We start from the raw sequence: 12,842 nt of genomic DNA, 5'->3' as shown, positions 1-12,842 counted from the left end.
CGCGCGGCCCCAGTCGCGCTAGGCCTTGCGCCATGACGACACCTGTCCCGAGCCTCGTTTCGAGCGACTGGCTGGCAGCCCGGCTGGGCGCGCCCGGTCTGGTCGTGCTCGATGCCTCCTACCACCTGCCCGCCGCCAACCGCGACGCCGCTGCCGAATTCGCCGCCGGACATATTCCCGGGGCGCGGTTTCTGGCCGTAGCGAGCCTGTTCGATGCAGGTTCCTCCGTGCCCTATGCCTTCCCGACCCCCGATCAGATTGCCGAGCGGCTTGCGGGCCTCGGGGTCGGGCCGGATGATGCGATCGTGCTCTATGACGACAGCGCGATCCGCACCTCCGCACGGGCGTGGTTCGTGCTCACGGCGAGCGGGCGCGGGAATGTCGCGATCCTCGATGGCGGGCTGGCGAAATGGCGCGCCGACGGCCATCCGGTGGACAGCTCCGCCGCCGATATCGCGCCTGCCACCCCTGCCCGCTTCACCGCGCCCGCACGGGTGCGCAGCAAGGCCGCCATGCTCGCCAATCTCGCGAGCGGCGCCGAACAGGTGATCGACGCGCGCGCAGCCGAGCGGGTGTTCGGCACCGGCACCGATCCGGTCAACGGCCTGCCGATGGGCCGCATCCCGGGCAGCGGCAATCTGCCCTATACCGATCTCTTCAACGCCGACGGCACCTACAAATCGCCCGATGCCTTGCGGGCCGCTTTCGCAGCGGCGGGGATCGACCTGACGCGCCCCGTCACCACCACCTGCGGCAGCGGGGTTACGGCGAGCGTGGTGCTGTTTGCCCTGCACCTCGTCGGCAAGGACGATACCGCGCTCTATGATGGCAGCTGGAGCGAATGGGGTGCAGACCCCGCCACGCCCAAAGCGCAAGGGCCAGACGCATGAGCGGCGGCGGGGACGACAGCTCTCGCAGGCCCGCCACCCGCGTGGTGCGCGGCGGACGGCGTCCGGAATGGACCGGCCCGGTGGTCAATCCGCCGGTGTGGCGCGCCTCGACCCACCTCTATGCCAGCGACGCCGAACGGCGCGAGGCGGGCAAGCACAATAATGATGGCCAGTTCTTCTATGGCCGCCGCGGCGCGCCGACCCAGTGGGCGCTGGCCGATGCCCTGACCGCGCTGGAACAGGGCGCACATGGCACGGTGCTCTATCCCAGCGGCGTGGCGGCGATTGCGGGCGCGATGCTTGCGGTGCTCAAGCCGGGCGACCGACTGCTGATGTCGGACAATGCCTATGATCCCACCCGCAGCATGGCGACCGGCCTGCTCGCGCGGCTGGGGGTGGAGACGGCATTCTTCGATCCGCGCGATCTCACAGGCTTTGCAACTCTGGTGGAGGGCGCCAAGGCCGTGTGGCTGGAGGCGCCGGGCAGCCTCACCTTCGAGATGTGCGATGTGCCTGCCCTCGCTGCTGCCGCGCGCGCGGCGGGCGCAGTGAGCATCCTCGACAATACCTGGGCCAGCCCGCTCGGCTTTGCCGGCCTCGCGCATGGCTGCGACATCGTGATGATGAGCCTGTCGAAGCATGTCGGCGGCCATTCGGACCTGATGATGGGCAGCGCGAGCGCGGGCAAGCGCTGGTACACCGCGCTGCGCCGCACCGCGCAGGAACTGGGACAGGTGGTCTCGCCCGATGACGCCGCGCTCGCCGCGAGGGGCCTGCGCACCATGGGCATCCGGCTGGAAGCGCAGACGAAGAGCGCGCTCGCCATTGCCGAATGGCTGGAAACCCAGCCGCAGGTGGCGCGCGTGATGTGTCCGATGCTGCCCTCCGATCCCGGCCATGCGCTGTGGAAACGCGATTTTACCGGCGGCTGCGGATTGTTCGCCTTCGTGCTGGCGAGCGATGACCCGGCCGCCTCGGCCCGGGTGGTGGACGCACTGGAGCTGTTCGGGATCGGTTACAGCTGGGGCGGCTATGAAAGCCTCGCCCTCGCCATCACGCCGGAGGATTATCGCAGCTGCATGGCCGGCACCGGCGGCAAGCCCGCGATCCGCCTGTCGATCGGGCTGGAGGATGCGCAGGATCTGATCGGGGATCTGGGGCAAGCGCTGGCGCGGGTATAGTTCCGCTACTCTACTGCCAAACCATTCTCGCTGGCAGCTTGCCGCGCGCTCGCCCATCTGCCTGCCATGCGAAAGACCGGCACCATCTATCTCGTCGGCGCAGGGCCGGGTCCGGTGGACCTCCTCACCCTGCGCGCCGCCCGCCTGATCGAGCGGGCCGAAGTGATCGTCCATGACGGGCTGATCGGCCCCGATATCCTCGGCCTTGCGCGCACTGATGCGCGGCTGATCTCGGTCGCCAAACAGCGCGCCCGCCACACCCTGCCGCAAGACGGCATCAACGCGCTGCTGGTGCGCGAGGCGCTGGCGGGGCGCGATGTGGTGCGATTGAAGGGCGGCGATCCCTTCATCTTCGGGCGCGGCGGCGAGGAAGCCGAGGCTGCACGCGCGGCTGGTGTGCCGGTGGAAGTCGTCCCCGGCATTTCCGCCGCCAATGGCGCAGCGGCGGCGGCGCAGATCGCGCTCACACACCGCGAAGCCTCCAGCATCGTCAGCTTCGTCGCGGGCCAGTGCAAGGGCCTGTCCGAACAGGACTGGTCGGGATTGGCGGGCAAGGGCCGCACTCTGGTGATCTACATGGGCGTCTCCACCGCGGGCGCAATTGCCGACAAGCTGATGGCCGATGGCCTTGCTCCCGACATGGCGATCGCCGTGATCGAGAACGCCGCGCGCCCCGAAATGCGGGTGCTGCGCGGGCTGCTCGCGGGGCTCCCCGATCTGGTCGAGGCGGAAGCCGTGCAGAGCCCCGCGCTCATCGTCATCGGCGAAGTGACCGCGCGGGACGACATCACCGTAGCCGCGCTCGCGCAGGAGAGTGCAGAATGAAAATCCTCACTGGCAATGATCTGCGCTCGGGTGCTGTCACGTGGTGGACCGGCAAGGGCTGGTCGCTGTTCGTCGACGATGCCGTAGACGTGGGCGACGAGGCCGAGGTGATCCTCGCCCGCGAACAGGCCGCGCGCCGGGTCAATGTGCCCTACGCCATCGAGGCAAGCATTGACGCGAGCGGCCATGTCCGCCCCGCACACATCAAGGACCGCGTGCGCGCATTGGGGCCGACCGTCCGCCGCGATCTCGCCGTGGGCATTGCCGACAAGACCGGCTGGGACTGGGTGATCTGATATGTACCGTTATGATTCATACGATCAGGCGATGGTCGATGCCCGCGTCGCAGAAATCCGCGATCAGGCCCGCCGCCGTCTCGATGGCTCGCTGAGCGAGGACCAGTTCAAGCCCTTGCGGCTAATGAACGGGCTCTACCTGCAATTGCACGCCTATATGCTGCGCGTCGCGATCCCCTATGGCACGCTCGACAGCCGCCAGATGGCGATGCTCGCCGACATCGCGGAGAAGTATGACCGCGGCTACGGCCACTTCACCACCCGCCAGAACCTCCAGTACAACTGGATCAAGCTGGAAGATGCTGCCGACATTCTCGCCGATCTGGCGACGGTCGAGATGCACGCGATCCAGACCAGCGGGAACTGCATCCGCAATATCTCGTCCGATCACTTCGCGGGCGCTTCCGCCGACGAGGTGGTCGATCCCCGCCCCTATGCCGAGCTGATGCGCCAGTGGTCGAGCTTCCATCCGGAGTTCACCTACCTGCCGCGCAAGTTCAAGATCGCGGTGATCGCCAGCGAGAAGGACCGCGCGGCGATGCGGCTGCACGATATCGGCGTGCGCATCATCAAGCGTGACGGTGAGCTGGGCGCGCAATTCTATGCCGGTGGCGGGATGGGCCGCACACCCATGATCGCGCCGCTGATCCGCGACTTCGTGCCGCTCGATCACTTCATCACCTATGCCGAGGCGTGCCTTAGGGTCTACAACCGCTACGGCCGGCGCGACAACAAGTACAAGGCGCGCATCAAGATCCTCGTCCACGAGCTGGGCGCGGCGGAATACACCCGTCAGGTCGAAGAGGAGTTCACCCACCTGCTGGGCGTCGGCGTCGAACCGCCGCGCGAGGAACTGGCGCGGATTGCGGAATTCTTCTCCGACCCACCGTTCGTGTCGAGCGAAGTCGAGACACCCTTCGAGCAGCGCCTCTCGACTACGCTCGAGGCGAACGGCGGTCATGGCAGCGCGTTTGGCCAATGGGTCCGCCGCAACACCCATCGCCACAAGCATGATGCCTACGTCTCGGCGGTCATCAGCCTGAAGCCCGCCGGCGGCATTCCGGGCGATGCCACGGCCGAGCAGATGCGCGTCGTCGCCCGGCTGGCGAAGGAATACTCCTTCGACGAACTGCGCGTGATGCACACGCAGAACCTGCTGCTGCCCCATGTCCGCATCGCCGATCTGCACGCAGTTTGGAGCGCGCTCGACGCCGCAGGCCTTGGCGCGCCCAACATGGACACGATCGAGGACATCATCGCCTGCCCGGGCCTTGATTACTGCAGCCTCGCCAACGCCCGCTCGATCCCGCTCGCCCAGCGCATTTCGGAACGGTTCGCGCAGGCCGGCCGGACCGAAGTGGTCGGCGAGTTGAAGCTCAAGATCTCCGGCTGCATCAATGCCTGCGGTCACCACCATGCGGGCCACATCGGCATCCTTGGCGTCGACAAGAAGGGGGTGGAGAACTACCAGCTCTCGCTCGGCGGATCGGAGGCCGAGGACGTCAGCCTCGCCAAGATCACCGGCCCCGGCTTCGACGAGGACGGCGTGATCGCCGCAGTCGAGACAGTCACCGACGTCTATCTCGCCCAGCGCGCCGACGGCGAGCGCTTCCTCGATACCTATCGCCGCATCGGCATGGAGCCGTTCAAGGAGGCGCTTTATGGGCAGTGATCTGGGCACCAGCCCCGACGAGGTACAGTTCCGCTTCCGCGATGACGAGCCGGTCGATCATGCCGCCGTCACGGTCGATTCCTGCTGCGACCAGACCAACGCCACAGCCGTGCGGATCGAGCCTGGCGATGATGCGCGCCTGCTGCTGCCCTTCCTTGACCGGCTGGCGCTGGTGGAGGTGAACTTTCCCGTGTTCGGCGACGGACGCGGCTATTCCGCCGCCCGGATCCTGCGCGAGGCAGGCTACACCGGCGAATTGCGCGCGGTCGGCGATGTGCTCATCGACCAGCTCTCGCACATGCGCCGCTGCGGGTTTGACAGCTTCGCCCCGGACAAGCGGCTCGACGAGGCAGACGCGGCCCGCGCCTTTGCGACCTGGGAGAATGTCTACCAGCGCGCCGCCGATCGCAGGGCCACCATCGCGGACAAGCGCCATGAAGCCTGAGCTCTCGCTCTCCGGCAGCGATCGCACCCGCGACGCGCTCGACCTCGCCCCGCGCTTTACCGAGCATGATGCGGTGCGCCTCAACCGCATGTTCCGCGGCTCCTCGACGCAGGAGATGCTGGAGGCGGTGATCCGCGACAATCTCGCGGGGGATCTCGCGGTCGTCTCCAGCTTCGGCGCGGAGAGCGCGGTGCTGCTGCACCTCGTCGCCAGCGTCGATCCGGCGGTGCCGGTGCTGTTTCTCGACACGGGCAAGCATTTTGCCGAAACGTTGGCCTATCGCGACGAACTGGTGGCGCGGCTGGGCCTCGATCTGGTGGTGCTGACCCCCGATCCGGTAGACCTTGCCAAGAAGGACGAGACTGGCCTTCGCTGGTCCTACGATCCCGATGGCTGCTGCGAGATCAGGAAGGTTCGCCCGCTGGAAAAGGTGCTCGCCGCCTATGATGCGAGCTTCACCGGCAGGAAGGCGTTTCAGGCCGCGACCCGCGCCAATCTGCCGCGCTTTGAAGTGGACACCTCGGACGCGCAGGGGCGGCTCAAGATCAATCCGCTGATCGATTGGGATGCGAGCCAGATCGAAGGATACTTCATCCAGCACGATCTGCCGCGCCATCCGCTGATCGCACAGGGCTATCCCTCGATCGGCTGCTCGCCCTGCACGAGCCAAGTGCTGCCTGGCGAAGACCCGCGCTCGGGCCGCTGGAAGGGTTGGGACAAGACCGAATGCGGCATCCACAAGCCGGGCGAGGAACCCTTCCTCTAACCCGTCAAAGCCACCCCTCGCGGCGGTACCATTCGGCGGTCGCTTTGAGGCCTTCGTCGCCCGCAATGCGTGGGCACCAGATGCCCGGCGGCGGGCGGTGGTGCGAGCGGGACACCCAGTTGGGGTGGCACATGTAGCCCACGCGGTCGGCGGTAAGCTTGGCCCGGTCGCCGCGCACAAAGCGGTCTCCTGCGGCCGCCGCGATCAGCAACCCGGCGGGGAGATGCGGCGCAAAGACGCTGGCCTTGCCGACCGCGCGGCCGATGGCCTGGGCGAGTTCCTTGTGGCTCCACCCGCCCTCGCGGCCATCGTCAGGCTCGTAAGTCTTCTTGCGCGTCGGCGCGGCGTTGCTGGCCGCCAGCGTCACCAGCAACCGCGCCAGATCATCGGCGTGGATGATCGAACTCGCCCCGCCCGGCGGCAGGGGGACAAAGCCCCACTTCGCGGTGCGGAACATGTCGAGATAGTCGATATCGCGCGGCCCATAGACACCGGGCGGGCGCACCGTGGTCCAGTCGAGCCCGCTCGCCTCCACCACCTGCTCGGCCCGCGCCTTGGACGCACCATAAGCCGAAAGCTGCGGCTCGCGCGCCGAGAGCGAGGAGACGAACACCAGCCGCTTCACGCCCCGCGCGCGCATCGCCGCGATCACCGCGATGGTGCCGGTGACATTGGCGGTCTCGAATTCGGCAATATCGGGCGTGTTGGTGAGGCCTGCGACATGGATCATCGCGTCGGCACCCTCGCACAGGTCTGCGAGCGCTTCGGGCTTTGCAAGGTCGCCCGCGATCCAGTTCACGCCGTCCTGCGCAGCTTGCGGCTTGCGGGTGAGCGCGCGCACCTCGTGGCCCTCGGCCAAGGCGGCAGCCAGCACCGCAGAGCCGACGAATCCAGTCGCGCCGGTGATGGCGAGTGTGCTCATAGCAGCACCAAGTGATCGCGGTGGATCACGCAGGAGCGCGGGGCATAGCCCAATCGCGCCTCCTGATCCTCGGCCCGCCGGCCGGCGATCGTCTGCACTTCGGCGGCGTCATATTCGGCGAGGCCCTGCGCCAGCCGCTCGCCGCGCAAGCTCAGCACGCTGACCAGATCGCCGCGCCGGAAGGTGCCCGACACGCCGACCACGCCCGCCGCCAGCAAGCTCGCACCGCCCTTCAGTGCCTCGGCGCAGCCCTTGTCGACGCGCAATTCGCCCGAAGGCGCCAGCCGCCCGCCGAGCCATGCCTTGCGCGCCGATGCCGCGCTGACCGGCAGGAACAGCGTGCCCGTATCGCTCGCCAGCGCGCGCGCAATCGGGGCTTCGTGGGTGCCGTTGAGGATCGCGAGCGCAATCCCGGCGCGCGTCGCGATCTGCGCGGCCTGAAGCTTGGACACCATCCCGCCCGAGCCGAGGCCCGAGGACGAGGCCCCGCTCGCCATGGCCATCACTTCCGGCGTCACCGTATCGACCACCGGCACCAGCGCCGCACCGTCTTCGCGCGGATCGCAGGTGTAGAGCCCGTCGATATCCGAGAGCAGCAGCACCAGATCGGCATTCGCCGCCTGCGCCACCCGCGCGGCGAGGCGATCATTGTCACCGAAGCGGATTTCCTCGGTGGCAACCGAATCGTTCTCGTTGATCACCGGGATCACGCCCGCTTCCAGCAGCCGGTCAAGCGTCGCGGCGGCGTTGAGGTAGCGGCGGCGGTCTTCAAGATCGCCCAGCGTCAGCAGCATCTGCGCGGCGGCAATGCCCTCCCCGCCAAGCGCGCGGCTCCACAGATCGGCCAGCGCAATCTGGCCCACGGCAGCGGCCGCCTGCGCATCGGCGAGGCTCCCGCGCCCGCCCTTGGGCAGGCTGAGGCGCGCCGCACCCAGCGCAATCGCGCCCGAGCTCACCACGATCACCTGCGCGCCCGCCTTGCGAAGAGCGGCGAGATCTCCCGCCATGCGCGCCAGCCACTCAGTGCGCGGGCGTCCGCCGCCGACCAGCAGGGCCGAGCCGATCTTGACCACGATCCGCCGTGCGGTGGTGATATCGGACAACTGGCTCAGCATTGCGTCAGGTCAGAGCGGCGACCACTCGGGCGCGTCGTCATCGTCTTCGATCTCGACGGCCTTGGTCTCGGTCGCGGTGCGATCCGGCAGGAAGCTGAGCACGGCGTCCAGCAATTCGGGGATGCCCGCGCCGGTCGCGCCGGAGACGGCAAAGACCTTGTCCGCGCCCGCTTCCAGCAGCTCTTCGCGATAGGCCTCGACCAGTTCGGCGTCGGCCAGATCGAGCTTGTTGAGCACCACCAGCCGCGCCTTGTCATCAAGGCCCGCACCGTAGGCCGCCAGCTCGTCCTCGACGATGCGCATGGCTTCGGCAGGGTCGGCATCGTCGGTGCCGGTGATGTCGATCAGGTGGATCAGCACGCGGCAGCGCTCGATATGGCCGAGGAACCGGTCACCGATGCCGACACCCTCCGCCGCCCCTTCGATGAGGCCGGGAATGTCGGCCAGCACGAATTCGCGGCCCTTGTGGCGCACCACGCCGAGCTTGGGCACCAGCGTGGTGAAGGCGTAGTCGCCGACCTTGGCCTGCGCGTTGGAGACCGCGTTGATGAAGGTCGATTTGCCGGCGTTCGGGAGCCCCACCAAACCGACATCGGCGAGCAGCTTCAGCCGCAGCCACACCCACGCCTCCTGCCCGGGGATGCCCGGCTGGTGCTGGCGCGGGGCGCGGTTGGTGGAGGTTTTATACGACGCGTTGCCGCGTCCGCCCATCCCGCCTTCGAGGAAGGTGATGCGCTGGCCGACCTGCGTGAAGTCGGCGAGTACCTCTTCCTTGTCCTCCGAGAGGATCTGCGTGCCGACCGGCACCTTGATGACGAGCGGCTTGGCGCTGGCGCCAGTGCGGTCCTTGCCCATCCCGTGGCCGCCGCGCGCGGCCTTGAAGTGCTGCGAATAGCGGAAGTCGATCAGCGTGTTGAGGCCGGCGACGGCTTCGAACACGATGTCGCCGCCATTGCCGCCGTTGCCGCCGTCAGGGCCGCCATATTCGACGTACATCTCGCGCCGGAACGAGACGGCCCCGGGGCCGCCGCCGCCGGACTTCACATAAATCTTGGCTTGATCGAGGAAATGCATGGGCGCCCCTTATGCAATTCCTACCGCAAATGCGAGGATAATGGCGAGCCAGCCGTTCGTGTCGAGCGAAGTCGAGACACCATGGCCTCTCGAGTTCTACCTTCGGCAGTGCTTCGCAACCGCTCGAGGAGAACGGATTTTTCCTAGAACCTCGCTTCGATCCCCACCATGGCGCTGCGCCCCGGCGAGACGAAGCTGAACACCTGCTCGTAGTTCTCGCCCAGCAGGTTATCGACGCGGGCAAAGACATCGAGGCTGTCAGTGAGCTTCGCCCGCGCATTGAGGTTCACCAGCGTGTAGTCATCGAGGCTCACCCGCACCGGCACGAAGCTCGGATCGGTGAAGGCGACGTCGCGTGCCTGCCCGTTGTGCCGCACCACCAGCGTGGCCGAGGCGGCATCATCCGGCGCGGTCCATGTCAGCGCCGCGCTGGCGATATGGCGCGGGCGGCGCACCTCGCGCACGCCGTTCTCCTCGGCATCGAGATAGCTGTAAGCCGCATCGAGGCTCCACTGATCGGCAATCCGGGCATTGAGCGACACCTCCACCCCGCGCTGCTGGCTGGTGGTGGTGCGGTTGGCGGGGGTGGCGATGAAGGTCGGCGGCGGGAAGGTGGTGAAGATCTCGCCGTCGAGCTCGCTGTCGAAGTAAGTGACCGCTACGCTGGCGTTGTCGCCAAGCTGCTGGTCAAGGCCCGCTTCCCAGCCCGTGGACTTTTCGGGGCGCAGCGCGGCATTGCCGATGAAGCGCCCGTCGACGAAGCCGTAGAGCTCGAAGAAGCCGGGGTTCTTGACCCCGCTACCCGCAGCGGCGCGGATGCGGGTGGTGTCGGTCAGACGATAGCCCGCGCCGACGCGGAAGGTCGTGGCATCGCGGAACAGATCGTTGATGTCATGGCGCAGCGCCGCGCTGAAATCGAACGCCTCCCCCGTATAGCGATATTCGCCAACGAAGCCGACCGTCTCGATTTCGCGGCGACCATTGAAGGCAAAGCCGCCCGGCGTGGTGTTGCGGAAGCCTTCGACCTCGTAATCGGCGGCGAAGGTGACTTTATGCGCCTCCGCGATCTTGAAGGCGCTGACATAGGAGGCCTTGAAGCGATCGCCCTTGCTCGAATTGGAGCGCCCGAAGGGGCCGAAGGTGTCGCGGGTGATATCGGCCAACTGCACCGAGAGATCATGGGTCCAGCGCCCCTCCAGCGCCTCCGCCCGTGCGCCGACGAGGGCATAGATCGCCTCGTTGGTGAAGCGGGTGCCGGGGCTGTCGATGACGAAGCCGAAGGTCGGGTTGGCCGCGTTGAAGTCGCTGTCGTTGAACAGCCCCTCGGTACGGATGAAACGGGCCGCGGCGCGCAGGGCGAAGCCTTCGGCCACATCCAAGCTGGCCTTGCCCGCCAGCGTATAGCTGTCGCGCCCGATATCGCGAACGCCATTGCGGGCGTTGGGCTGGCCATCGGTGCTGACAACGACCGCAGACAAGCTTGCGTCCCAGCCATTGCCGTAAGCGCCATAGCGCGCCGCGCCGTTAACCGTGCCTTGCGTGCCGCCTTCGAGCCGGGCGGCAAGGCCGGAGAGGGAGCTGCCACTGGCGGTTTCATAAGCGATGACGCCGCCGATCGCATCGGGGCCGTAGAGCGCCGACTGTGGCCCGCGCAGCACCTCCACCCGCGCGCCGATATCGGCGGCCAGCGTGCCGATATCGAATTCGCCGGCGAAGGGATCGGACACCTCGATCCCGTCAACCAGCACGAGGACGTGGTTTGCCTCCGAACCGCGCAGGCGGATCTGGGTCTGGCCCGCAACGCCCGCCACAGCCACGCCCGGCACATCGCGCAGCACATCGGCAATGTCGCGGGTCTGGCGCGCTTCGAGCTGGCTGGTCGTGATGACCGTTACCGAACCGGTAAAGCTATCGCGTTCGAGCGATCCGTCACGGCTGGCGGAAACGAGGATTTCCGGTGGCAGGCGAAAATCGGCGATGACAATCTTTTCGCCATCGTCCTGCGCGTTCGTATCCTGCGCGCTTGCAGGCACGCCCCACACCAGCGCCGCCCCAGCGACGCTGCACAAAAATGCAAAATTTCTCACGGATTCCTCCCGTCATCAGCAACATGGGGGCCGCGAGGGGATCCCATCCCTCACAGCCCGGTGATGTCGCTCACAACGAAAGTCAGTTTCCGCGCCTGGCCAACCCCTGAACCAAGCAAAGAGCGACACGCCCCGGTCGGTCTCCTGGCTCACGGATCAGCGCATGGGGTGCTCGCCTTCCCGGATGCCCGAAAGCTCCAGTGGCTGCCCTCTTGGAAGAGGGGGCGCACTCCATACTCACCGCTTACAGTTGCAGGGACAGCTGCGGATTTGCACCGCATTCCCGTTACCGAAACGCGCGCTGGGGATAGCGTCAGGCGAAACTGACGGCAAGAGATGTAAAGCGATGAGAAAGTTTCAGAGGGAGCCCGTCGTGCTCAACCTCCTCCGGCGCTTGCGCTTGGGCGCTTTTCGGCCGAGCCTGTCCCCCGGACAGGCTCGCGTCACGAAAAACTGGTGGAGCCGAGGGGGATCGAACCCCTGACCTCGTCATTGCGAACGACGCGCTCTCCCATCTGAGCTACGGCCCCGTTCCAGGTTTTCAGCCCGCGCCAGCCGAGGCTGGCCTGCAGGCGAGGGCGGGCATTAGCGAGAAGATTTCCCCCGCGCAACGCCCGATTTTGGCTACTTCTGCGGGGGACGCGGCGTGCCGCTCTGGATCGGCTGCACCACCGGCTGCGAGGTGACGTTCTCGTTGACCGGAACCACCGGCACTGCAACCCCGGTCTCCGGGTCGGTCACCGTGGTCACCGGCAGCCCTTGCGCGGTCAGATCAGCCACGCCCGGCACCCGTGCCCCGCTTGCGCGGGCTTCCTGCACCGCCACCCAGCCGGGCTGCGATGCGCCATATTGCACGCCCCACTTGGCGTCCCATTCGGCCGAGGCGCGCTGGTAGGTCTCGTATTCGTCGAAGAAGGTCTCGAACGGCGCCAGCAGCCCGTCGAAATTGGCCTTGGCAAAGGCCAGCGGATCAGCGGGCGGGAGCGCCACTGCGCGGTTCGCCATGTCGAGCGCGGCGCGGCAGAAGCCCGAGCGCGCGGCCGGCAGGGCGAAGAAGTTGTAGACCTGCGTCACCGAACCGTCGCGCGCGACGATCGCATCGCGCCTGGTCTTGTGGCGGCGGGCAAAGTCCTTCTCCAGCCGGTCGTTCACCGCCTTCAGCGGGCGGGCGTTCTTCGTCAGGAAGGTGCGGTAGCCAGCCAGGATCGGCTCGTATTCGGGCGCAAGGCAATTCAGTGCGGCCACGTTCCACGCCGAACGAAGGTGCCACACCAGCTGATCATCGCCGAGCCCGGAATTGACGGTGATGCGCCGCCCGTCCGGCCCGCGCGCCGGAATGTCCATCACGTAGTGCGCCCCGCCCGGCGGGAGCGGACGATAGGGCACAGCCTCGACCACGCGCACAGGCGGCGGCGGAGGGGGCGGAGGCGGCGGCGGGGGTGCAGGCGTGGCGCAAGCTGCCAGCAGCGCCGAACCGACCGCCACGGCCGTGATCGTCAGGCCGAAGGGCGTGCGCCGCACGTTCGGGGACAATTGCTGCGGAACCACGGACATGTCTCTCACCCTCTT

12 protein-coding genes, 1 tRNA gene and 1 riboswitch are annotated in these 12,842 nt (G+C 67.4%); of the genes, 7 read left to right on the top strand and 6 right to left on the bottom strand.

Features of this window, described 5'->3' with window-relative positions; translation table 11 throughout:
* Positions 1 to 32: 32 nt before the first annotated feature.
* The 7 genes from RSE14_RS14075 (at position 33) to RSE14_RS14045 (ending at position 6,075) form a co-directional block, all read left to right on the top strand.
* The gene (locus RSE14_RS14075; RefSeq protein ID WP_324074701.1) at positions 33 to 890 is read left to right on the top strand and encodes a sulfurtransferase; all 858 of its coding nucleotides are present in this window, start codon (positions 33 to 35) and stop codon (positions 888 to 890) included.
* Positions 887 to 2,071: a cystathionine beta-lyase gene (metC, locus tag RSE14_RS14070; protein ID WP_324074699.1), complete on the top strand. Its 1,185-nt coding sequence runs from the start codon at positions 887 to 889 to the stop codon at positions 2,069 to 2,071. Before RSE14_RS14075 ends, metC begins: the two co-directional genes overlap by 4 nt.
* A 66-nt stretch (positions 2,072 to 2,137) precedes the next feature.
* Entirely contained in the window at positions 2,138 to 2,896 is a 759-nt protein-coding gene (gene cobA, locus RSE14_RS14065) for a uroporphyrinogen-III C-methyltransferase (RefSeq protein ID WP_324074696.1), read from the top strand.
* On the top strand, positions 2,893 to 3,192 hold the full coding sequence (locus RSE14_RS14060) for a DUF2849 domain-containing protein (protein WP_324074695.1): 300 nt from the start codon (positions 2,893 to 2,895) through the stop codon (positions 3,190 to 3,192). The genes cobA and RSE14_RS14060 overlap by 4 nt, the downstream gene beginning before the upstream one ends.
* 1 nt (position 3,193) lies before the next feature.
* Positions 3,194 to 4,864, top strand: coding sequence for a nitrite/sulfite reductase (locus tag RSE14_RS14055; protein WP_324074692.1), 1,671 nt, complete (start codon positions 3,194 to 3,196; stop codon positions 4,862 to 4,864).
* On the top strand, positions 4,854 to 5,309 hold the full coding sequence (locus tag RSE14_RS14050) for a DUF934 domain-containing protein (RefSeq protein ID WP_324074690.1): 456 nt from the start codon (positions 4,854 to 4,856) through the stop codon (positions 5,307 to 5,309). The genes RSE14_RS14055 and RSE14_RS14050 overlap by 11 nt, the downstream gene beginning before the upstream one ends.
* On the top strand, positions 5,299 to 6,075 hold the full coding sequence (locus RSE14_RS14045) for a phosphoadenylyl-sulfate reductase (RefSeq protein ID WP_324074688.1): 777 nt from the start codon (positions 5,299 to 5,301) through the stop codon (positions 6,073 to 6,075). The genes RSE14_RS14050 and RSE14_RS14045 overlap by 11 nt, the downstream gene beginning before the upstream one ends.
* A 4-nt stretch (positions 6,076 to 6,079) precedes the next feature.
* Here RSE14_RS14045 and RSE14_RS14040 read toward each other — a convergent pair whose 3' ends face one another.
* The 6 genes from RSE14_RS14040 to RSE14_RS14015 all read right to left on the bottom strand — a co-directional run bounded on the left by RSE14_RS14040 (position 6,080) and on the right by RSE14_RS14015 (position 12,827).
* On the bottom strand, positions 6,080 to 6,997 hold the full coding sequence (locus tag RSE14_RS14040; protein WP_324074687.1) for an NAD-dependent epimerase/dehydratase family protein: 918 nt from the start codon (positions 6,995 to 6,997) through the stop codon (positions 6,080 to 6,082).
* The gene (gene proB, locus RSE14_RS14035; protein WP_324074686.1) at positions 6,994 to 8,112 is read right to left on the bottom strand and encodes a glutamate 5-kinase; all 1,119 of its coding nucleotides are present in this window, start codon (positions 8,110 to 8,112) and stop codon (positions 6,994 to 6,996) included. The genes RSE14_RS14040 and proB overlap by 4 nt, the downstream gene beginning before the upstream one ends.
* A gap of 9 nt (positions 8,113 to 8,121) precedes the next feature.
* Positions 8,122 to 9,186, bottom strand: a complete 1,065-nt coding sequence (gene cgtA, locus RSE14_RS14030) for an Obg family GTPase CgtA (RefSeq protein WP_324074684.1) — start codon at positions 9,184 to 9,186, stop codon at positions 8,122 to 8,124.
* 143 nt (positions 9,187 to 9,329) lie between these two features.
* A complete protein-coding gene (locus RSE14_RS14025; protein WP_324074682.1) occupies positions 9,330 to 11,273 on the bottom strand; it encodes a TonB-dependent receptor plug domain-containing protein in 1,944 nt (647 codons plus the stop codon).
* Between the two features lie 116 nt (positions 11,274 to 11,389).
* Positions 11,390 to 11,616: riboswitch (cobalamin riboswitch) on the bottom strand.
* A gap of 111 nt (positions 11,617 to 11,727) precedes the next feature.
* Positions 11,728 to 11,803 (bottom strand) — tRNA-Ala (locus RSE14_RS14020).
* A 94-nt stretch (positions 11,804 to 11,897) separates the two neighbouring features.
* Complete coding sequence (locus RSE14_RS14015; RefSeq protein ID WP_324074680.1) at positions 11,898 to 12,827, bottom strand: hypothetical protein; 930 nt, start codon at positions 12,825 to 12,827, stop codon at positions 11,898 to 11,900.
* Positions 12,828 to 12,842: the final 15 nt, after the last annotated feature.

The organism is Erythrobacter sp. (assembly GCF_035194505.1).
Taxonomy (GTDB): Bacteria; Pseudomonadota; Alphaproteobacteria; order Sphingomonadales; family Sphingomonadaceae; genus Erythrobacter.
Note: the sequence above shows the minus strand (reverse complement) of the source record. Positions and strands in the feature narration are given on the sequence as shown.